Genomic DNA, 20,878 nt, shown 5'->3' with positions numbered 1-20,878 from the left:
GTGTTGCTAACTGATGGGCTACACCCTCGCAATTATGAGGCATATCGACTGATAAACGCCATCAATTGAAGTGCTGGCAAGGGCGCACAGCGCCGATCGGAGTTCGGTGCAGTCGGCTGGATTTACGTCGGAACCACATGGCTCTACCAGTCTTCTGTTTATGTCCGGTGATTATGTCAGACCTGACAGACCGGTTACAGAAGAGTGCCGGAAGTGTGACGTAGTTCCTGATTCAGATCAGGTTTCAGGGCTGTTCGGCAACCCTGCGAATACCCAGACGGGGGATTTCCTGCTTCGGGCAGCGATCCATTACAACCTTCAGCCCCGCAGCCTCTGCCCGGGCTGCACCCTCGTCATTGATCACACCAATCTGCAGCCACACCACCGGGATGTTGAGTTCGATGGCCTGGTCGATGACGGCGTCGGTGCGTTCCGGTGCCAGGAAAAGATCAACCATGTCTACAGGTTCCGGCAGACCGTGAAGGTCGGCGTACACGGTTTCACCGAGTAGCGTCTTGCCTGCCAGACGGGGATTCACCGGGAGGATCCGGTAACCCTGGTTCTGAAGGAACTCCATAACTTCGTGAGAGGGGCGGCTGGTCTTCTCACTGGCGCCAACCAGGGCAATGGTTTTGACCGTCGTCAGGATGTCGCGAATCTGGTCCGGGGTGTTGCTGGGCATGTTGCTGGCAGAGCCTCTTTGAATTAACGGTGTGCCTGAAGACATACAGACACGGACTCCGCGTAGCGTAGCGCGTGAGGCTTGTCGATTTCCACTTCGGCCCACTGCACCGCCTCATGCTCCATAACGATGGTCAGAACCTCGTGGGTCAGGCGTTCGAGAAGGGCAAACCGGTTGCCATCCACATGATGGATGATCTGCTTGGTGATGGTGCGATAGTTCAGGGCGGCCGAGATTTCGTTCCGATTCACCGCCTCAGAGGCATCGTACGTCAGCGCAACGTTGATCAATACGTCCTGCTGATTGTTGATTTCCTCTTCCTTGATGCCGATGTAGGCTCTCAAAAGAAGATCCTTGATGCGGACCTTTGCGAGATGATTCCCGTGAACGTCTGTCATGCGGCCTCCCAGTGGTCAGGTGCTTCAGCGGTTGTTACTGATCAGGGTCAGAAACTCGGTGCGAGTTGCCTGGGATTTACGGAACTGCCCCAGCATCATCGACGTCTTCATGCGGGAATTCTGTTTCTCCACGCCCCTCATCATCATGCACATGTGCTGTGCCTCGATAACCACCGCCACACCCTTCGCGCCGGTTACGCTCTCGACGGCTTCGGCAATCTGCCGGGTCAGGTTTTCCTGGATCTGCAGGCGACGGGCGTACATATCGACGATGCGAGCGAATTTGGAAAGTCCCAGCACCTTGCCAGCGGGCAGGTAGGCGATGTGACACTTACCGATGAACGGCAACATGTGGTGCTCGCACATGCTGTACAACTCGATGTCCTGTACCACGACCATTTCGTCCATGGCCGACTCGAATACCGCATCGTTCACCAGGTCGCCCAGATCCTGATTGTAACCGCAGGTGAGGAACTGCATGGCCTTGGCGGCGCGCATTGGAGTGTCTTGCAGACCCTCGCGGTCCGGGTCTTCGCCCAGGCCATCAATAATGGCACGAAAGTGTCCGGAGAGGTCGTCAAGGAGTTTGCTCATAGTCATTTCCGGTTAGCAGTGTCTTACGAGGGCCAAAGCTTAAGGCAATTTGCCCACCATCTCTACGTTTACGAAGTCATTGCAGGAAAAGACCACTCTGGCTGACCCGTCCGGCGGTCTGGGCAGTACGGCTATGGCAGTGGGGGCTGCTTTGTTCTACAGTTTCAGGCTGTAAATGTTCGCCGGGGACAATACATGGAAGAGGTGATGCCCACCGTCGGTGGGGGTTCCGCCGCAGCGCGCGTGGAAGGCACCCTTGAAGGGTGGCAACAGGGAGGTAAGTGGTTCAGTTTTGAGGGACATGCCATTTTCAGTCGGATGGCGGGCTCGGGGGAACCGCTGGTGCTGATCCATGGCTTTCCTACCGCCAGCTGGGACTGGAACCGTGTCTGGCCGATGCTGGTGCAGCACAACAACGTTTTGACGCTGGACATGCTGGGCTTCGGCTTTTCGGACAAGCCCTCCAACTACGACTACAGTATTGAAGACCAGGCCGATCTGTTTCAGGGCTGGATCGAGGGGCTTGGCCTCCCGTCGGTGCATCTGCTGGTTCACGATTACGGTTGCAGTGTGGCCCAGGAGCTATTGGCGCGGGAGCAGGAAGACGGACTGCCTTTCCGGATTGCCGGTGTCTGCTTTCTCAATGGTGCCCTTTTCCCGGAAGTTCATAATCCGTTGCTGATTCAGAAGCTATTGAGAAGCCCCTTTGGCGGCTTGATCAGCCGTGGTCTGACCCGGCGCAGTTTCGAGCGCAACTTTCGCCGCCTGTTCGGCAGCCAGAATCCGCCGGATCGTCAGGACATGGAAGACTTCTGGCACCTGCTGACCTACAACAATGGTCGGGGCATCCTGCACCAGCTGATACAGTTTATGGAGGAACGTCGATGTCATCGGAATCGTTGGGTTGGCGCTCTGCAGAAGGCGACGCAACCGATGCGGCTGATCTCAGGTACGGCCGACCCCGTCTCTGGCGCCGGCATGGCGCGTCGGTATCGCGAACTGATACCGGAGGGCGATGTGGTCACCCTGAGGAACATCGGGCATTACCCTCATTTTGAGTGCCCCTGGGAGGTTTTCAGCGCCTACCGGGAATTTCGTAAACGCTGCGATCAGTAAAGGCGAAACGGTAGGTGCTGTGCTTCAGCCCGATGCTGAATCGGGCATGTCCTCGGCGCCCCGACCCACAACCGGAAGCGGTCGAGCGGCATTGACTACCTGGTTGCGACCCCGGGATTTCGCTTCGTAAAGGGCCTGATCAGCCCGGTTCAGCCAGATCGACCAGGTCTCGCCCTTGCTGACTTCAGCGACACTGGCACTGGCAGTCACCTTGATATCGTCAAGGAATGGCCGGGCACTGATGCTGGTCAGAAGCTGGTGGGCCAGGGCATCTGCGTCTTTCTGCCGGGTTTCCGGTAGCACGATCATGAATTCCTCTCCCCCGATCCGGAACAGCTGATCGCTTTCCCGAAGTCGTTTGCGCAAACGCAGAGCCATTTCGGTGAGAACCTTGTCACCGGCCAGGTGGCCCCACTGATCGTTGATGGTCTTGAAGTAATCCAGATCCAGCAAAATCAGGCTGGATACCCGCTCATACCGTTCCCGCATTTGAATCTGGCCGTTGAGAATATCGGCAAGTTGCGACCGGTTCAGGCAGCCGGTCAATGGGTCGGTGGTGGCCAGTCGTGTGAGTTCTTGCTGAAGTTTGCCCACCAGAAACGCAAAAATCATGGCAAACAGGCAAGTCAGGCCGAGGGAGAAGGTGATTCTCCAAAAGTCGGCTTCGGGAAAGCGGAGGAACGACACGACCGCCATCACAACCACAAAGACGATGTTACTGCCGATGGCTTCCCTCAGCGGCAGCAGGAAAAACAGGGCCGTAGCGGCAGGGTAGGCCCAGTAAAGGCCAGCGTGGCCATTTATATGTGTCGAATAGGCGGCACTAACCACCGCGAGCAGAGGGAATAATCGGCCTTTGAGGAAATAGGTGCCGCGCAACCGCAGAAACGCGATCACCAGAAGGGCATTGACGCAAAAAAGCACCAGTACGGAAGACAGCAGGTAGTGGGATTGCTGCCATTGCACCATGACCAGCGGCGCTACCGCGATGAACGCCCAGAAGTGCAGGTGGTAGACCAGTTGGCGTTTGAAGCCGAGCACCGCGAGCGTCGGATTGCTTGCAAGGGTAGAGGGTGGTACCGAAAAATTCACAGCATACTCCTGCTGTCAGAGTCGTATCCGCCCGCGTCCTGTGTCGGGAGTGTAGTGAAGTCTAGCATGGCCATTGGTTTAATTAAGCAGATAGTGCTGTTTATGACCACCATTAGTTTTGTTCAGTTGGCCGGGCATCGTCCACTTCGCTAAACTCCGCCAGATTACTTCAGGGACACGCCCAGGGATCACCCAATGACTGCTATTCACACCCGAGAACCGGCCTTGACCATCCGGGCCGGTCGTCGCGCGATGCAACGACTCAAGGAAAAGCCGCTGTCACCGGAAGACGTGCACGTGATTCCGGGCGCTGCCGGTGGTCCCAAGGCTCTGGGAATCAGCGGCCTGGATAAAGCGATATTTGGTGACTGGCTGCCGCAGGTTCCACAGGAGCGATCGCTGATCGGCTCGTCGATTGGCAGCTGGCGGTTTGCCGCCGTGGCCTCGTCCGATGACCCGAAAGAGCAGCTTGGTCGGCTGGCTGAACTCTATACCGCCCAGCGGTTTGCCAAGGGCGTCAGCAGTGCTGAAGTAAGCCGCAAGAGCGTGCTGTTCCTGGAAGAATTACTGGGTGGCCGGGAAGACGCCATTCTGAATCACCCCTGGTACCGGCTGAACGTTGTGGTGGTTCGCAGTCTTGGCATGCTGGCGGAGGATGCGCGAGGCCGCCTGGGGCTGGGCCTCATGGGTGCGATCAGCGCCAACATGGTCAGTCGCCGGCATCTGGGGCGTTTCATGGAGCGGGGCATCATCCACGACGCCCGTCTGAAAACGCCCGTGGCGAAGCTGGTGGATTTCCCCAGCCACGAGGTCGCCTTTACCCGGGAGAACCTGCTGCCGGCCCTCCTGGCTTCTGCGTCTATCCCCCTGGTGATGTCCGGTGTCCGCAACATACCCGGTGCTCCAGAAGGCATCTATCGTGACGGTGGGCTTCTGGATTATCACCTGGATCTGCCCTACCAGCAGCCGGGCATCGTGCTATACCCACACTTCACCGACAAGGTGGTGCCCGGCTGGTTCGATAAGTCCTTGCCCTGGCGGCGGGGTGACGCCACCCGGTTGCAGGATGTACTGTTGATTGCACCGTCAAAGGAGTATCTGGAATCCCTGCCTGACCGCAAACTACCGGACCGTAAGGATTTTGAGCGCTATGTGGGTGATGATGCTGGCCGAGAACGGGCCTGGCGGGCGGCGATCGCGGAAAGTGACCGTCTGGGCGACGAGTTTATGGAGCTTATCGAGACCGGGCGCCTTGCGGATATCGTCAGGCCGCTCTGAGCGCAGTGTTTCTCCATGAGTGGCTATACTGGTTGACTACAGTCATGACTCGAGGAACAGATTATGTCCGATGAGAAACCGTTGATCGCCAGTAAGACGCCTTACTCCGTCATGGTGGAGGCAGGAAAGAACTACCTCTGGTGTGCCTGTGGCCGCAGTAACAGCCAGCCATTCTGTGACGGTTCCCACAAGGGTACCGGTATAACGCCGGTCAAGTATGAGGCGGAAAAGAAAGAGTGGGTCTGGTTCTGCGGATGCAAGCAAACAGGCAATGCCCCCCTGTGCGACGGCACCCACAAGACCCTCGATTAGTGGGTCATACGTTGCAGGGTACTTATCCGGAAACCTGACAGTCCGTGGACCGGATCTTTCAAAGCCCGGACCCTGAGCACGACTGGCACCTCTGCTTCCTGGTCCCGGTGAAGGAGAGGAAGATCAATCCGCTCAATGGAGCTGTCACTGCGAGCGGCCGCGAGGGCCCGCCTGAAATTGTCTTGAAAGGCCGGCGCAACCAGTTCTTCCAGTGGCTGTCCCACCAGGTCAGCGGGCGCCCGATCCAGAAGTTCGGCGATTTGCGTTGAAACAAAGCCGATTCTGCCATTTTCATCCAGTTCCCAGATCACGGCCCCAGACAGGGCTACCAGATCGCGACTTCGCTGTTCACTGTCATTCAGTGCCTGGCGCAATATCGACTTCTCGACCTGAAAGTTGGCGATCTGATGGTCAGCGCCGATTTCCCGCTGTTCCAGGCCACGGATATGGAGCTCCTGAAGATGAAGCCGGCGGTTGAGTAACAGAGCAAGCGAGGCAGCGAACACGGACAGCGCGAAACCGGCGAGCCAGACGGTCTGCGAGGCAGCCCGGGCGACCTCTTCCAGGCCTTTGGGTGAGGGCACGGTGGTGAGTATCCAGTGATGGTCCAGCGGTGACACTTCGGTGCGCAATGCCCGTGTAGGGTCCACCGAACCGTTGGCTCGTATCTCCAGCAGTGGCGTCTTGGTGTGTCGTTCGAGTGTATCGATACGCAGGCCGAGGGAATCAGGCAGGGTGTCGCTGAACAGAGCCTGGAGCCAGGCCGAGACCGGTTGGCTGCTGTCGCCCGCGCCCGGACGATTCGGCACGTTGGCCAGCAGGTGATTGACCAGGGCCTGATGCTGGGCGTAGTAGCGCGCTTCAGCCAGAGCCATGGCCCGGCGTCCTTCGATATTTGCCGTGATTCCGGTTACCAGCAGCCCGGCTGCGACCAGAAGCAGTGGGATCCAGACCCCTGGCCAAAGTACCGGTCTGCGGAACCGGCCTGGAACTGAGCTTTCCATGCCGGGCGTCCTGTGCGGCGAGGCCATTACCTGTGGGTCAGGCCGTCTGTACCCCTATACTCTAGTCCAGCTCGTGAATAGAGGGAAATGCTCAACTGCGGACTTTTCCGGCAGCACCGTAAACCAGCAGGAAAACGGCAAAAGCGGTCACCACAACGGATGGGCCAGCAGGCGTGTCCAGATGCCATGACAGGCTCAGGCCTCCGCTTACCGCAACAAAGCCGAAACCGATTGCCATGGCCACCATGATCTCCGGATTGTGGGCCAGGCGCCGGGCGGTGGCCGCGGGAATGATGAGCAGGGCGGTAATCAGCAGCACGCCGACGATTTTCATGGCCACCGCGATCACCAGAGAGAACATCAGCATCAGAACCAGACGGAGGCGTTCGACGGCAACGCCTTCCACCCGGGCCAGCTCCTCGTGAATCGTGCTCATCAGCAATCCGCGCCAGAGTACCGACAACAGGAACAGGATCAGTGCCGCGCCGCCATAGATCCAAAGCAGGTCCTCGCGACTCATGGCTAGCAGATCGCCGAACAGCAGACCGGTCAGGTCGACGCGAACATCCGGCATGAAACTCAGGGTCACCAGGCCGATGGCCAGGGCACTGTGGGCGAGAATCCCGAGCAGCGTATCCGTTGCCAGGGCTCTCGTTCGGGATAACAACACCAGGGCCATGGCCAGGACCACGCAGGTTATGATCACACCAAGGTTCAGCGGCACGCTGATCAGAAAGCTCAGGGCAATGCCCAGCAGCGCCGAATGTGCCAGGGTATCGCCAAAATAGGCCATGCGACGCCAGACCACGAAACAGCCCAGGGGGCCCGCCACGAGGGCAACGCCGAGGCCGCCAATCAAGGCACGCCAGAAGAAATCGTCCAGAACGGCATTAATGATGGGCATGATTACATTCCGTGTGTCCGCCGTGTCCGGAGGAGGCGTTCTGAGACTCGCTGTCCACCACGTTCCCGTGTAGATCATGACTGTGGTTGTGGTGATGGTGGTAAACCGCCAGGGATTCTGCCACCGGGCGGCCAAATGTCTCGATGAACGCCGGGTCATGGGAAATGTCTTCGGGATAACCGCTGCAGCAGACATGCTGGTTCAGACAGATAACCTTGTCCGTGGCTGCCATCACCAGGTGCAGGTCGTGGGAGATCATGATCACACCGCAGTTCAGGTCGTCCCGAAGCTGGCGAATGAGTTCATACAGCGACGCCTGGCCATTGATATCGACCCCCTGGGCAGGTTCATCGAGCACAAGAAGATCCGGTTTTCGGGCCAGGGCCCTGGCCAGTAACAGCCGCTGTTTTTCACCACCGGACAAATGGTGTACCGAGGCGTGCAGCAGGTGGCCAACACCGGTGCGGGCAAGCGCGGTCTGACATTCGCCGAGCGACCGGCCGCTGAGCAGCATGAAACGTTTGACGCTGAGGGGAAGCGTGGCCTCGAGAGTCAGATGCTGGGGAACGTAGCCGATGACCAGGTTCTTCTTGATCGACACCTGTCCTGAGGACACCTTCTGAATGCCCAGGACTGCCTTGATCAGCGTGGTTTTGCCGGCACCGTTGGGCCCGATAATGGTGATGATATCGCCTCGATGGATCTTGAGGTTGACCCGGTCGACCACGGGCCGTGAGTCGAACTGGACGGTGAGATTCTCAAGGCTGACCAGAGGTTCACTCATGCTCCGGCTCCGCCTGGCAACCGGGGCAAAGCCCGGCTATCTCGAGGGTAGTGTTCTCGGCCAGGAAGCCTTGGCCGGACGCGGCCCTGCGCACTTCTGTTGACACCTCGGGAGCGGTAAGTTCGAGAACATTGCCGCAGGCGCGACAGATCAGAAACATGCCGGTGTGGCTTTCACCCGCGTGGGTACAGCCGATAAAGGCGTTGAGCGACGCGATGCGGTGCACAAGCCCATGCTGCTGAAGGAAATCCAGTGCGCGGTAAACGGTGGGCGGAGCAGCGTTATGACCATCGGAAGAAAGCTCGGCCAGCACATCGTAGGCGCCCAGCGGCTTGTGGGACTGCCAGATCAGTTCCAGCACCCGTTCCCGAATCGGCGTCAGACGGGCATTCTGACGCTGGCAAATGGCCCGTGCGTCAGTCAGGGCCTGGCTGACACAGGCGTCGTGGTTGTGTGGCCGATAGGGAATGGCTCGGGCGGACATGGTCAAGATCCTGCAAAATTTGAAACATTATAACATTTGCAGGGATGTCTGCCATGCCCGGCAGCAGACCGGATAACCGGTCAGTGTCTGGATTTCAGTACCAGGGATTCGAGATATTCCAGGTTCGGGATCCAGGCGTTCTCACCCTCTACATCAACCAGCATCAGATCTGCCGGGCCTGGCTCACCCTCCAGTTTCCTGACCTGTTCCTCGCTCAAACGGGCCTGGCTGGGAATGCCCTGGGTTACCAGGGCCATAAAGGGAATTTCCTTGTGATGGTCTCCGATGGTGTTGAGCACAACAATCCGGCCACGGTTGTCACCAGGGACGGTGAGGACGCCGCCGTTGGCCGCATCGTAGGAAATCACCGGGAGCTGGAGGCCCCGCCAGTCCAGGTAGCCAACCAGCCATTCGGGTGTGTTGGCGCCCGCGTCAGAGCTGGCGTAGTCGACCACTTCCGCAATCGAGACGTTTGGCAGCAACAGTTGCCGTCCGCTCATGGGAATCATGACGCAGGAGAGGGATTGGCTGTTGTCATTCATTGCTTGTTACCTCAGGCGGAGTCCCGTTTCTGCCGGCTCTTGAGCAGGCAGGATTCTTCAATGGTTTTTACCAGTTCCCGGGCCAGCTGCTCCGGGGTGCCGCAAAAACCGGAACAACCGGTTGCGGCCACGGATTCGGGCATGGAGCTGTTGCCGCAGCTTGTGCTCTCCTGCACCCAGATCCGGCTACCGTAAGCTTTCAGTAACGGCGCCGCAATGGCGCCATCATTACCCATGCCGGAAAAAAGAATAGCATGGCAGCGCTGGCCGTAATGATCAGCGACGTTCAGCAAAACCTGATCAATAGAGGGCCCGTAGGGACCCGGCCAGGCAGTGCTGGTCTCCGTCAGGGTACCCTGTTCACTCACTTTCCATTCGTGCTCCACCGGCATCAGCACGACGTCACCATTCTTGACCTGGTAGCCCTCTTCCGCCCGCTTGAGCTGATAGTGGGCGTGACGCCCGAGCACCCGGGTCAGAACCTCGGTAAAGTTGCCATCGATGTGCTGGGCATAGATAAAGCCAACGGGCAGATTCGGAGGCAGGTGATCCAGAAACGTCTTGACCGCCGCGGGCCCGCCCAGCGAGGCGCCGAGAATCCATACTTCCTCAGCGACCGATCCGGGGGCAGCCGGAGGAATCCAGTGTGGCAGGTCCGGTGATGGAGTCGCCGCCGGCGTGTCCTGCTCCAGCTCTGCCAGTGTGGCTTCCGAATCCAGCTCTTCCAGGTGCCCCAGTTGCTGTTCCAGCTTGCCCAGCAGCCGTCGCTCCCACCGGAAGTACTCTGTGCTCCCCGGCTTGGGTGCTTCGTCCAGCCCGAACAGCACCGGCGCTTCCGTGTTTTCAAGCAGGTGATCGAACAGTAACGGGTGGTCGGCCTCGTCCTCCAGGGTTACCAGCCAGAGGCTGGCATCGGGAAACTCGGGATAACCCAGCAACCGGTCCGGATCCCCGGAAAAGCGCACCTCGAGACCAAACTTGGATGTGGCGGCCTGCAGCCGGTGACGCTGCAGGACCACATCCGAGACGATCCCGACCTTTGGCCGGCCACATTGGCCGGTCATCACTGCCTTCCGGTCAGCCGCTCAATGGTCTCAAGCAGCTCGGTTTCCTGGAACGGCTTGCCGAGATACTCGTTGACACCAATGGCCAGCGCACGTTCGCGGTGTTTCTCGCCGGTCCGGGAAGTGATCATGCAGATCGGTGTTTCACGCAGGTTGTCGTCGTGGCGCACAAAGCTGGCAACTTCGAAACCGTCCATCCGCGGCATCTCGATATCCAGCAGGATAATGTCCGGTTTGTGGTCCTGCAGCTGTGCCACCGCATCGAGCCCGTCTTTCGCGGTAATGACTTCCATGCCGTTTCGCTCCAGTAGCCGCGAGGTGACCTTCCGCACAGTAACCGAGTCGTCCACCACCATGACCACGGTGGCCTGTTCCTCGTACCGGGCGGACTCGCGAGCCTTCTCGAGATCGGCCAGGCGCTGGCGTTCGGACAGGATGTCGGAACGGATCATGGCCGGCAGGTCGAGAATCACAACCACGTTACCGTCACCCAGGATGGTGGCACCGGACACGCCGCGAACGGAGCTGAACTGGGGCCCGAGGGATTTAACAACAATCTCCCGGCTGCCCATCAGGTTGTCCACCTGCAGGGCCATGGGTTGCTCGGCACCGCGCACCAGAATTACCGGCAGCGGCAGAGCCTGTCCCTGCAGCTTCGGATGGTGGTCACTGTTCAGTAGGCTGCCCAGGTACTGGAGCCGGTATTCCTGGCCGGCGTATTCATACAGCGGCGCATCCGGCTTGTAATATTCCTCAAGCTCGTAAGTGCTGACCCGGACGATACCCTCAATGGTGTTCAGCGGGATCGCGTAGAAATCCTCGCCCGTGGAAACCATCAAGGCCCGGTTCACAGACACCGTGAACGGCAGGCGCACGGTGAAGGTGGTGCCGCGGCCCACGGCGGAATCGATATCCAAGCTGCCGCCGAGTTGCTTGATTTCACTGGCAACCACGTCCATGCCCACGCCCCGGCCGGAAATCTGGGTGACCTGCTGGGCGGTGGAGAAGCCTGGCTGCAGGATAAACTGCAGGATTTCCCGTTCGGACAGGTCTTCATCTTCGCGCAGCATGCCCTGACGGATGGCCTTGTCGCGGATCACCGAAGAGGGAATACCGGCGCCATCATCGATCATGCGCAGGACCACATCGCCGCCTTCACGGGTCAGTGACAGGGTCACCTCGCCGGTCTCCGGCTTGCCCGCTTTCTTCCGGTCGGCCGGGCTCTCGATACCATGGTCCAGGGCGTTCCGGAGCATGTGTTCCAGGGGCGCGATCATGCGCTCGAGGATGTTCCGGTCCATCTCGCCTTCGGCGTTGCGGACATCGAAATCCACCTTCTTGCCCAGCTCGCCGCTGATCTGGCGAACAATGCGGCGCAGACGTGGCACCATGGAGGCAAACGGAATCATCCGGGTCTTCATCAGACCTTCCTGGAGTTCCGTGTTGATCCGGGACTGCTGTACCAGCAGGGTTTCAGTGTCGCGAACCCGGTCAGACAGGGTCTCACGAAGATCGGCCAGATCCGACGAGGATTCGGTCAATGCGCGGGACAGCTGCTGGATGGACGAGTAACGGTCCATTTCCAGCGGGTCGAAGTCGTCACCGTAATCCGGACCGTGTTCTTTCTCGGCACTGAACAGGATCTGCGCTTCGGTCTCGATTTCCATCCGGCGCAGCTGCTCACGCAGACGTTCGATGGTGGCGGCCATTTCGTCCAGGGTGTGGCCGAAATCACTGGTTTGCTGCTCCAGTCGGCCACGGGTGATACTGGTTTCACCCGCCAGGTTGACCAGGTCATCCAGCAGCGGTGCGGAGACCCGGATGGTTTCCTGGGCAGCGCGCTGCGCTTCGGCCGCCTGCTTGCGGGCCTTGGCCGGAGATTTTCCGGGCTTCGGCGCCGGTGCCACCGGCTTTTCCGCCTTGGCGGGCGGTGTCGGCTCTTCGGGCCTCTTGGGTTCCGGTGCGACAGGTGCCGGTGTTTCGGCCTTCGCCGGTGCAGGCACGCCCGAGCCGGACTCATAGCCCTTACGGATATCTGCGACCAGGGCAATGATGGCGTCGTGATCTTCGGTGATCGACTGCCACTGTGATTCATCCGGGGCGTTGCCGCCCAGATCAATCAAACGGGTTTCAAAGGCGTGTGCCTTGTCGCCAAGCTCGGTCAGCTGGGACAGACGGGCGCCGCCCTTGAGGGTGTGGAGTGCCCGCTGGGCTTCCTGATTGAAGTTGTGGTTTGCCGGTTCCTTGCGCCAGTCATCAAGCAGCTGCTCGAGCTGATCCATGATTTCGCCGGCTTCCTCCAGAAAGATCTCCAGTACTTCCGGGTCAATGGCCTCGTGCTCGGACTCTTCACGGGGCGCAGCCGTTTCTTCGGTTGCCACCTCGTGGGCGGCCCGGAAGTCTTCAATAAGCCCGGTATCCGGTTCCGGCTTGTTGCCTTCCTCCAGGGTGTTGAGCATGGCCTTGAGGCTGATCAGGGCGCGATCACTGAGGCTGAGCAACGTCTTCTGGTTGTTTGAACCGGAAATCAGGGGGTCGAGAGCGTCTGACCAGGCCTCCGCCAGGTTGGCAATCGGATCAACGTCGGAAAGCCGTGCGCCGCCCTTGAGGGTGTGCAGTTCCTGCTGCAGCTCGGTCAGGCCGGTCAGTTCTTCCGGCTCGTCGCGCCACTGGTCGAGACATTCGCTGATGGCGTCAAAGATTTCCAGACCTTCGTCCAGGAAGATGCCAATCAGATCGTCGTCACTGGCCTGGGTCAGAGTCTCGCTGAGGCTGGCGGCTTCCGGCACTTCCTCGGCCGGTGATACAGTTTGCTCAGTCTCTGCCGGTTGTTCCGGCTCCTCGTCGCGGGCATCTGAAGGCATTGCCTCGCCCCGCAAGATGGACTGGACCCGGGCGACCAGCTCATTGGCCGGCGGGCACGGCTTCTGGGTAGCCACCTGTTCGACCATCTGCGCCAACCGGTCATGGCAGGCAAACAGCAGGTCGTTCATGGACTCGCTGGCCTCCAGCTGACCTTCCGCAACCTTTTCGAACAGGTCTTCCAGCACATGTGTCAGGTCGCCGATGGCCTCTACTCCGGCCATCCGGGCGCCGCCTTTTAGGGTGTGAACATCCCGTTGGAGTTCTGCGGCAATGCTTCGATCCGAGGGATCTTCGGTCCAGGTATGCAGCGCGCTGCCCGTGGAGTTGATCAGATCGTAGGCTTCTTCCAGGAAAATGCCGACCAGCTCCGGATCCAGGTGAGAGAGATCGGCAACGCCTTCCTCCGACTCGGCACCTTCATCGGTTCCGGCAACATCACTATCTTCCGGTTCTTCCACGTCAGGGAGCGGCGCCTGTTCTTCTGCCGTTTCAGCCGGAGCAGATTCTTCATCGGGGCTGGCTACGCTGGTAACCGGCCGCGTTCCGGTGGCGTTGTCCATGTAGGCCTGGATTTCAGCGATCAGATCCGGCGCAGGACGCGGAAGCTCCTTGGCTTCCAGGTTTTCGACCATGCCTGCCAGACGATCGTGGCAGCGGAACAGCAAGTCCGAGAGTTCGTCGTTGATCGACAACCGCTGTTCAGTCAGCCCCTCAAACAGGTTTTCCAGTTCGTGAGAGAGATCACCGACGGCCGGGATGTCTGCCAGCCGTGCACCGCCCTTGAGGGTATGCAAGTCCCGCTGAAGCAGGCGCAGGATATCAAGGTTGGCCGTATTCTCGCTCCAGTTCTGGAGCGCTTCGGCTGTGCTGTCGATGAGGTCGCGGGCTTCTTCCAGGAAGATTTCCGCCAGTTCCTCATCCATTTCGTCGTCGGATTCAGTGGTTTCCGGGAGCGGCGGTTGCTCTGCGGTTTGGGAGTCTTCACTGGCTGGTGTCTCGGTCTCATCCATCTCAAGACTGAGATCGATCTCCTCGAGGTCGCCGGTGAATTCCTGGTCGAAGGCGTCCGGTTCCTGATTTTCCGGGATCTGGACCTGCTTCAGGCCTTCGAGGGCGGCGACCATATCCTCGCTGGATTCGGTGGCAAGACCGGCTGCCACCTGGTCCATCATGTTGATCAGCTGTTCATGAGCGGCGCGGACAGTTTCAAAGAAAGTCTGGTCCGGCGCCTGGTCGCGCCGTGCAGCCTCGTCATAGGTTTCCTTCAATGCACCCGAGAGCGCGGCGACTTCGCCGAGACCGGCTTCGGAAGCGCCAGAGGTTAGCTGTTCCAGTTCGGAGCGTAGTGGATTCAACGATGCCATTTCGCCGGGGTTTTCAGCCCAGTGATCCAGGATCCGGTCGGCATCAAGAACAATGTCGAGACCCTCGTTCAGGAACAGCTGGACCAGCTGCGAAGGTGCCTGCTCCGGATGCTGGCTTGGCGCCTCCTCGCTGTGGCTGCGGAGCGTTTCCTCCGTCAGTTGATCCAGCTTCCCAAGGAACGCTTCGGTGCCTGGAAGCGAGGCCTGCGGGTTTTCACGAATCTGGGCAAGTCCCTGGGTCAGGAAGTCGCAGGCGGATTCGATCAGTGAGAGCACGTCACGATTGGCACGCTTGTTCTGAGCCCGGGATTCCTTGACGAATCGTTCCAGAGGCGTGATCACCGCTGCGATCGGGCCGATGCCGGCGGTATGTGCGCTGCCCTTGAGCGTGTGCAGGGCCCTGGAAAGATCATCGGTATAGGCAACCGTGGTTTTGTCACCTGCTGCCGACAGGAAGTCCTTCAGTGTTTGCAGGTGGGTCTCGGTTTCGCTTTCAAAAATATCCAGCAATACCGGGTCGACCGCATCTTCGTCTGTGCTCCCGGCCTCTTCCTCAGCCGCTGCGTATTCGCTTTCAGCCATGGCTTCCGAGCCATCGGACTCCGCCACCGGCATCATGCTGGCATCGGGAATTTCGCCGTTGGCCAGGGCGTTGGCACGGGCTTCGAGGTTGGACGTGTCGACCGACGGCGCACGGCGTTTTTCAAAATCTTCGACCAGGGCCGGCAGGTTGGCGGTGACATCTTCCAGCAGGCTGGCAATGTCATCGTTCATGAAAATGCTGCCGTCGATCACGCGGTTCAGCATGTTTTCAACGGACCAAGCCAATTCGCCGACAACCAATGCGCCGACCATGCGGCCACTGCCTTTCAGCGTGTGGAAGGCACGGCGAACTTCCGACAGGGCGCTGCGGTCATCGTGCTGACGCAGAAGCATCGGCAGGTATTCGCGGATGGTTTCCAGCACCTCGCCGGCTTCTTCAACAAAAATTTCGAGTATTTCATCGTCGATCAGGTCGTCTTCATCGAAAGACGTTTCAGGTGCGGCCTCGGCGGTGTCGTTTTTCTCGACGGACGACTCTGTTTCCAGGGTCTCTTCTTGCGCATCGACCGCTGTGTCTTCCACCTCAGCAACTTCCTGTGTCTCGACGGCTTCATCGTCGGTGCGGCGGGTTGTCGCCATGGCCTCGGCGCGGCTGATGAGTGTTTCAACGTCGCCAGCGGTCTGGCCTTCCTTGAACTCACGGATCAGCGAGGGAATGCGGGCATTGACCTCGTCCACCAGGGTAAACATGTCGTCGGTGGGTCGAATGGTCTGGTCAATCACACGATTCAACAGGTTTTCAACAGACCATGCCAGTTCGCCAATACTGGTGGCGCCAACCAGTCGGCCGCTCCCCTTGAGCGTGTGGAAGGCACGACGAACCTCGGTCAGCGCTTCACGGTCATCGTGGTTCTGGCGCAGCCGGGGATAGAATTCGTGGATGGTTTCGAGAACTTCTTCGGCTTCCTCAACGAAAATGCCGAGAATCTCATCGTCCAGAAGCTCCGAATCCGAGCTCTTGGTTTCTTCTGGGGCAGCCGTAACGGTGGTTTCCGGTTGCTCTTCAGCCGGTTCAACAACCGGCACGTCCTCTGCGGCAGTTTCGGTCCAGGTGGGCTCTGCGCCGACCGGGAACCCGAGGGATGCGAGGCTGTCCTCGGCAACTCTGAGAATCGAGTCGTTTTCGCCAATACCCTCGGCCAGACGTTCAAGGTAATACTCGATGCTGGTGACGGCATCGGCCAGAATATCCAGCTGTTTCCAGTCCGGAACCTGTTTGCTGCCCAACAACACGTCAGTGATGTAGCGCTCTGCCGAGGCCAGCATGCCGGCAACCCGATCCAGCGGGATCAGGCTGAGGCCGCCGCGAATGCTGTGCAGCAGGCCCGGGACGTGTTCAATTTCCCGGGTATCCCATTGCGAGGCAATGAAATTCACGATGGCGGACTTAACCTGCTCCAGGGTGTTGCGGGATTCGCGGAGCAGCGCGCCACTGGCTTCACCCAGCTCACGTGAGCCAAGGTTCACCGGAGCATCGGAGGCCTCCTCTGTGGACGACTCCTGTTGTCCGTCACTGTCCAGGCCAGCGAGACTGGCTTCGACGTAAAGCAGTGCGCCGGCGATGTCCATCAGGGTGCCGTCATCAACCTGTTCGGACTGGGCGCTCAGGTTTTCTACCAGTTCGACCTGCTCGGTCACCACTTTTCGCGGTATCCCCAGACCCAGCACGGCCAGGGTATTGGCCACCTGGCGCAAACCTGGGAGCAGGTCCTCAAGCTCACTGTTCTGGCGCAGCTCTGAGCGAACAAACAAGTCCAGCTGGTCCTTGAGCTTGGCCAGCTCTTCGTTGAGCGCACCCACCACCGAATGGATGGCGTCCCGGCCCGGACCAGATACCCGGGTTCGGGCGGCATCAACATCGTCTTCCGATGGCAGTGCCTGGTTCAGCTGGTAGGCCTCCCGCAGGGCGCTGACCTGAGGCGAATCCAGATCCCGGGCACGGGCAACGTAATAGAGCAGGTGTTTTAGCAGCGCTTCCGGTACCGGTTGCTGGAGGATATCCGCATGCTCGTCGGTAAGCCGGCGGATTTCACTGTCCAGTTCCCTGAGCAGGGATTTCACTGCTGCGTTCACCGGATTGACGTGTGCCTGCAGTGTTTCCACGAACGCACTGGCCGCTTTCCAGAGCTCACCCCGGGGCGTTTTCTGGCACAAACGGATCAGCCGCTGGATCACCTTCTGCATGTACTCGAAATGGGCATCGAGATCCGCTTCCCGGATGACGCCGGCCAGCGCAAACTGGTACATCTGGCGCAGCTTGCGGATGTGGCCCAGAACGGTGGGGTCTTGCAGGCGCTGCGATACCTTGCCGGTTACTGTGATTCGTGAGGGCGCCAGATCCGGTTTGAACAATGAAGTATCAGACAGCAGGGATTCGCCACGGGCGGCCCGAAGGTCGTTAAGCAGTGGCAGCAGCACCATCGGAAAATCGTCCTGACTGCTGGCCAGATGCTCAAGGTATTGGGGCAGCTGCAGGATGGCCTGCATCAGGACCTCAACCGCCTCGTCGGTATTGGCAACGGTTTCGTTGAGTACGGCCTGGGTGAGCTTTTCCATCTCCTCGGTGAGCAGGGCTGCACCGTAGAGCTCGACCATTTGCAAGGTGCCGTGTACCTGATGGAGATAATTCAGGCAGAAGCGCAGGCGCGCGGTGTCGTCACGATTCTCGACATACGCTTCCAGTGCATGCTGACCCTGGGTCAGCGTGTCCTGTATCTCTCCCCGAACCCAGTCGAGGGCGATGCTGTCATGGTGATTGCCCATAACCACTCCGGTTATTCTTCGTCAGTCTGGCGTTTGATCCACGCCAGCACATGTTCCGAGGGGACTCTCTGTAACCCGGGAGGCTGCCAATCGGTCAGCTCTCCCTGGCCCAGAACCAGCAACCCCCCGGGCGCCAGCCGCTCTGCAAGTCGCTTGACAATCTCCCGCCGGCGCCAGCGACGGAAATAAATCAGCAGATTCTGGCAGAAGATGATGTTCATCCCGTGCATGGGCGCTTTATCAAGATCCAGAACATTCAGTCTGGTAAAGCACACCCTGTCACGGATGCTGTTCACAATTTCTACGGTATTCCGCTCGGCCGGGCGGAAATACCGGGCTTTCATGTCTTCATCCATTCCCAGCAGTTTGCGGGGATTGAACTGACCGTTCCGGGCTTTCTCGATCACCGGCTTGCTGATATCAGAGCCGGTGACACCGAACAGCGGCTGCAACGCCAGCTGGCTCATGCATTCATTCAGCACCATGGCCAGAGTGTACGGTTCCTCTCCGGTGCTACATCCGACACTCCAGGCCTCCAGGGGGCGCTTTTTCAGCTGCTCCCGAGGCCGGGTCAGGACGTAGTCGGAAACCAGCCGGAAGGCGTCGGGGTCGCGGAAAAACCGGGTTTCCTGAACCGTGAGCCGATCGACCAGTGTTGACCATTCCCGGATTGCATCGGGCCCGGATACGATTTTTTCGTAATAGGCCTGATAGCTGCTGCAGCCGATCTCCCGCATTCGGATGCCAAGGTTCGTTTCCAGAAACGAACGGCGTTCCGCGGACAGGGTTATGCCGGTTCGGTGTTCCAGCAGGGTTTGCCACTGGCTGAACTGCGCCTCGTCCATATCCGGGAGTCGGCGCAGTGACCAGATGCCCTCGGCAGGTGACAGGTTGTTATGCATTTGCGCCATAAACCGTCAACAGCCCTGGAACGGAAATCAGCCCACCACCGGAACGTCGCTGTCTTCCTCTTCTTCCTGTTCCGCCACGTCTTCTTCCGGCAGGGTGAAGCCGGCAACGGAAGACCGCAGCTCGGACGCCATTTCTGCCAGGTTACCGATGGACTTCGCGGTCGCATTGGTACCCGAGGAGGTCTGGGACGTGATTTCCTGGATAACGTTCATGGTGTTGGAAATGTGCGCGGCCGACGACGACTGCTGACGCGCGGCGTTGGAGATGTTCTGGATCAGTTCCGCCAGAGACATGGATACGTTCTCGATTTCCTCGAGTGCGATACCCGCGTCCTGGGCCAGACGGGCACCACGGACCACCTCGGCGGTGGTGTGTTCCATGGAGATAACCGCTTCGTTGGTATCCGACTGGATCGTCTTAACCAGCGCTTCAATCTGCTTGGTAGCCGCGGAGGAACGTTCCGCCAGTCGCTGAACTTCGTCCGCAACCACCGCGAAGCCCCGGCCCGCGTCACCGGCCATGGAGGCCTGGATCGCGGCGTTCAGGGACAGGATGTTGGTCTGGTCGGCGATGTCGTTGATCAGGGATACGATGTCACCGATTTCCTGGGAAGACTCACCCAGGCGCTTGATCCGCTTGGACGTTTCCTGGATCTGCTCACGGATGTTGTCCATGCCGCGGATGGTGTTCTGTACCACTTCCGCGCCTTTCTTCGCGATCGCAACCGACCGCTCCGCAACCGCAGAGGATTCGGCAGCGTTCGAGGATACCTGGTCGATGGACACAGCCATCTCGTTAACCGCGGCGGAGGCGCCGGCAATTTCCTGGGCCTGGTGCTCGGAAGCATCGGCAAGGTGCATGGCCGTAGCCTGGGTTTCCTGGGCCGCTGACGCTACCCGTACCGCAGTACCACGAATGGCCTGTACCAATCCGCGCATTTGGTCGATCGCGTAGTTGATGGAGTCGGCGATGGCGCCGGTGAAGTCCTCGGTAACCGTGGCCTCGGTGGTCAGGTCACCATCAGCGAGGTCGGCCAGTTCGTCCAGCAGTCGCAGGATCGCGTTCTGGTTCTGCTCGTTCTGCTCCTGGGTGGCAGCCAGTCGGGCCTGGGCTTCGCGGTACAGGGCCAGACCGATGAAGACAACGATCGCCACCATGGCGGCCAGGATGGCGAAGGCCAGGGTCGGGCTGACCAGTCCTGAGCCGGACTGGGTCCGGAAGTTTTCAGCCAGTACCGAGAGTTCGGAAAGGAGGATCTCTGAATTCTGGAAGATGTCGCTGGCGGCAGTACGAACCTTGAAGAGGTCGGGAGAGGCCTCAAGGATCGCGTCTACGTTCTGGGAAACGAACTGGAACAGTTCATCGACCGCTTCGAGGCCGTAGATGGCGTCTTCGTCATTAACCTGAGAGATACCCATCGCCGGGTTGCCGTTCAGCTGGCCCTCGAGCACTCGACCGAACAGGCTTGCGTCGCGACCGAAACGGTCAGCGGCAATAACCGCGTCTTCGTCACCGGAGAGTACGTTGTTGACCGAGCGAACAATCCGCTCCGCCAGCAGCGACTGACGCTGGGCCAGTGCGATCTGTTCGGCAGGCGCGTCATTGTCGAGCAGGATCTGTACGATATCGTCGTACTCAACCTGCAGCTGCGGGATGGTTTCGTTCAGGGTCCGGGCTACCTCGTGCAGGCCGAGTACCGCATCCTGGGTGGAGAGGATGCTGTCGGCGTTTTCCCGCACGGTGTTCCAGTTTTCCTGAACGCCACTCTGCTGGGCCAGTTCACTCGGCGGCAGACCGGTTTCCGGATTACCCTCGGTTACGTTGGTCCAGAGCTGCTGGAATTCGTCACGGGAGCGGCGCAGCTGGTTGAAGGCCTCGGCGGTACCGCCGGCAGCCTCGGTCGCGTTCTTCGCGATCTCCTGAGAGAGTACCCTCAGCTCGGCGGTGTTGGCGATGTACTCCTGATCGTTCTGGCTGTCCTGATTGATAATGAACAGCACGACAACGAGCAGGATGGTGAGTGCGATCAGCGCGGCGATCAGGCCGGCAACCAGCTTGTTGCCTCCCTGTCCCATACTGAGTCTTCCGGCTCTGTTCTTCATTTTCTGGCTCCCGGC

16 protein-coding genes are annotated in these 20,878 nt (G+C 59.5%); 3 read left to right on the top strand and 13 right to left on the bottom strand.

Annotated features, from left to right (window positions below):
- Positions 1-244 precede the first annotated feature (244 nt).
- The 3 genes from GJU83_RS08540 to folE are packed head-to-tail and all read right to left on the bottom strand — an operon-like array spanning position 245 to position 1,680.
- The gene (locus GJU83_RS08540) at positions 245-682 is read right to left on the bottom strand and encodes a CoA-binding protein (protein WP_069182293.1); all 438 of its coding nucleotides are present in this window, start codon (positions 680-682) and stop codon (positions 245-247) included.
- 23 nt (positions 683-705) lie between these two features.
- Complete coding sequence (gene folX, locus GJU83_RS08535; RefSeq protein ID WP_064229586.1) at positions 706-1,080, bottom strand: dihydroneopterin triphosphate 2'-epimerase; 375 nt, start codon at positions 1,078-1,080, stop codon at positions 706-708.
- Positions 1,081-1,104: 24 nt separating this feature from the next.
- Positions 1,105-1,680, bottom strand: a complete 576-nt coding sequence (gene folE / locus GJU83_RS08530) for a GTP cyclohydrolase I FolE (protein WP_227514428.1) — start codon at positions 1,678-1,680, stop codon at positions 1,105-1,107.
- Between the two features lie 189 nt (positions 1,681-1,869).
- Between folE and GJU83_RS08525 the strand changes: the two genes are divergently transcribed.
- On the top strand, positions 1,870-2,790 hold the full coding sequence (locus tag GJU83_RS08525) for an alpha/beta fold hydrolase (protein WP_153634097.1): 921 nt from the start codon (positions 1,870-1,872) through the stop codon (positions 2,788-2,790).
- Between the two features lie 24 nt (positions 2,791-2,814).
- On the opposite strand, the gene GJU83_RS08520 is transcribed toward GJU83_RS08525, so the two are convergent.
- Positions 2,815-3,882: a GGDEF domain-containing protein gene (locus GJU83_RS08520; protein ID WP_069182291.1), complete on the bottom strand. Its 1,068-nt coding sequence runs from the start codon at positions 3,880-3,882 to the stop codon at positions 2,815-2,817.
- A gap of 195 nt (positions 3,883-4,077) precedes the next feature.
- On the opposite strand from GJU83_RS08520, the gene GJU83_RS08515 reads away from it, so the two are divergent.
- Both GJU83_RS08515 and GJU83_RS08510 read left to right on the top strand, forming a co-directional pair.
- Positions 4,078-5,160 (top strand): patatin-like phospholipase family protein, encoded by a 1,083-nt coding sequence (locus tag GJU83_RS08515; protein WP_153634096.1) that lies wholly within the window; start codon positions 4,078-4,080, stop codon positions 5,158-5,160.
- 63 nt (positions 5,161-5,223) lie between these two features.
- Positions 5,224-5,472: a CDGSH iron-sulfur domain-containing protein gene (locus tag GJU83_RS08510; protein ID WP_153634095.1), complete on the top strand. Its 249-nt coding sequence runs from the start codon at positions 5,224-5,226 to the stop codon at positions 5,470-5,472.
- Here the strand turns inward: GJU83_RS08510 and GJU83_RS08505 are convergent.
- The 9 genes from GJU83_RS08505 to GJU83_RS08465 form a co-directional block, all read right to left on the bottom strand.
- The gene (locus GJU83_RS08505; RefSeq protein WP_153634094.1) at positions 5,469-6,476 is read right to left on the bottom strand and encodes a PAS domain-containing protein; all 1,008 of its coding nucleotides are present in this window, start codon (positions 6,474-6,476) and stop codon (positions 5,469-5,471) included. The two genes, GJU83_RS08510 and GJU83_RS08505, sit on opposite strands and share 4 nt — an antisense overlap.
- 91 nt (positions 6,477-6,567) lie before the next feature.
- On the bottom strand, positions 6,568-7,380 hold the full coding sequence (locus GJU83_RS08500; RefSeq protein ID WP_069182287.1) for a metal ABC transporter permease: 813 nt from the start codon (positions 7,378-7,380) through the stop codon (positions 6,568-6,570).
- The gene (znuC, locus tag GJU83_RS08495) at positions 7,367-8,164 is read right to left on the bottom strand and encodes a zinc ABC transporter ATP-binding protein ZnuC (protein WP_153634093.1); all 798 of its coding nucleotides are present in this window, start codon (positions 8,162-8,164) and stop codon (positions 7,367-7,369) included. Before znuC ends, GJU83_RS08500 begins: the two co-directional genes overlap by 14 nt.
- Complete coding sequence (locus GJU83_RS08490) at positions 8,157-8,648, bottom strand: Fur family transcriptional regulator (RefSeq protein ID WP_069182285.1); 492 nt, start codon at positions 8,646-8,648, stop codon at positions 8,157-8,159. The genes znuC and GJU83_RS08490 overlap by 8 nt, the downstream gene beginning before the upstream one ends.
- An 80-nt stretch (positions 8,649-8,728) precedes the next feature.
- Positions 8,729-9,190, bottom strand: a complete 462-nt coding sequence (locus GJU83_RS08485; protein ID WP_153634092.1) for a chemotaxis protein CheW — start codon at positions 9,188-9,190, stop codon at positions 8,729-8,731.
- Positions 9,191-9,201: 11 nt separating this feature from the next.
- Positions 9,202-10,254, bottom strand: a complete 1,053-nt coding sequence (locus tag GJU83_RS08480; protein ID WP_153634091.1) for a chemotaxis protein CheB — start codon at positions 10,252-10,254, stop codon at positions 9,202-9,204.
- Positions 10,254-17,849, bottom strand: coding sequence for an Hpt domain-containing protein (locus tag GJU83_RS08475; RefSeq protein ID WP_153634090.1), 7,596 nt, complete (start codon positions 17,847-17,849; stop codon positions 10,254-10,256). Before GJU83_RS08475 ends, GJU83_RS08480 begins: the two co-directional genes overlap by 1 nt.
- 11 nt (positions 17,850-17,860) lie before the next feature.
- Positions 17,861-18,760: a CheR family methyltransferase gene (locus tag GJU83_RS08470; RefSeq protein ID WP_069182281.1), complete on the bottom strand. Its 900-nt coding sequence runs from the start codon at positions 18,758-18,760 to the stop codon at positions 17,861-17,863.
- A 27-nt stretch (positions 18,761-18,787) separates the two neighbouring features.
- Positions 18,788-20,863: a methyl-accepting chemotaxis protein gene (locus GJU83_RS08465; protein WP_167516391.1), complete on the bottom strand. Its 2,076-nt coding sequence runs from the start codon at positions 20,861-20,863 to the stop codon at positions 18,788-18,790.
- Between the last annotated feature and the right edge of the window lie 15 nt (positions 20,864-20,878).

It is taken from the genome of Marinobacter salsuginis (genome assembly GCF_009617755.1).
Lineage (GTDB): Bacteria > Pseudomonadota > Gammaproteobacteria > Pseudomonadales > Oleiphilaceae > Marinobacter > Marinobacter salsuginis.
This window is presented reverse-complemented; position numbering and strand designations above follow the sequence as displayed.

What these genes read in the sequence shown, in the direction of transcription:
- folE (WP_227514428.1), bottom strand. Translation starts at nt 1,680, where the DNA reads ATGACTATGAGCAAACTCCTTGACGACCTCTCCGGACACTTTCGTGCC.
- folX (WP_064229586.1), bottom strand. Translation starts at nt 1,080, where the DNA reads ATGACAGACGTTCACGGGAATCATCTCGCAAAGGTCCGCATCAAGGAT.
- GJU83_RS08485 (WP_153634092.1), bottom strand. Translation starts at nt 9,190, where the DNA reads ATGAATGACAACAGCCAATCCCTCTCCTGCGTCATGATTCCCATGAGC.
- GJU83_RS08480 (WP_153634091.1), bottom strand. Translation starts at nt 10,254, where the DNA reads ATGACCGGCCAATGTGGCCGGCCAAAGGTCGGGATCGTCTCGGATGTG.
- GJU83_RS08505 (WP_153634094.1), bottom strand. Translation starts at nt 6,476, where the DNA reads ATGGAAAGCTCAGTTCCAGGCCGGTTCCGCAGACCGGTACTTTGGCCA.
- GJU83_RS08515 (WP_153634096.1), top strand. Translation starts at nt 4,078, where the DNA reads ATGACTGCTATTCACACCCGAGAACCGGCCTTGACCATCCGGGCCGGT.
- GJU83_RS08500 (WP_069182287.1), bottom strand. Translation starts at nt 7,380, where the DNA reads ATGCCCATCATTAATGCCGTTCTGGACGATTTCTTCTGGCGTGCCTTG.
- GJU83_RS08465 (WP_167516391.1), bottom strand. Translation starts at nt 20,863, where the DNA reads ATGAAGAACAGAGCCGGAAGACTCAGTATGGGACAGGGAGGCAACAAG.
- GJU83_RS08510 (WP_153634095.1), top strand. Translation starts at nt 5,224, where the DNA reads ATGTCCGATGAGAAACCGTTGATCGCCAGTAAGACGCCTTACTCCGTC.
- GJU83_RS08525 (WP_153634097.1), top strand. Translation starts at nt 1,870, where the DNA reads ATGGAAGAGGTGATGCCCACCGTCGGTGGGGGTTCCGCCGCAGCGCGC.
- GJU83_RS08540 (WP_069182293.1), bottom strand. Translation starts at nt 682, where the DNA reads ATGCCCAGCAACACCCCGGACCAGATTCGCGACATCCTGACGACGGTC.
- znuC (WP_153634093.1), bottom strand. Translation starts at nt 8,164, where the DNA reads ATGAGTGAACCTCTGGTCAGCCTTGAGAATCTCACCGTCCAGTTCGAC.
- GJU83_RS08475 (WP_153634090.1), bottom strand. Translation starts at nt 17,849, where the DNA reads ATGGGCAATCACCATGACAGCATCGCCCTCGACTGGGTTCGGGGAGAG.
- GJU83_RS08470 (WP_069182281.1), bottom strand. Translation starts at nt 18,760, where the DNA reads ATGGCGCAAATGCATAACAACCTGTCACCTGCCGAGGGCATCTGGTCA.
- GJU83_RS08490 (WP_069182285.1), bottom strand. Translation starts at nt 8,648, where the DNA reads ATGTCCGCCCGAGCCATTCCCTATCGGCCACACAACCACGACGCCTGT.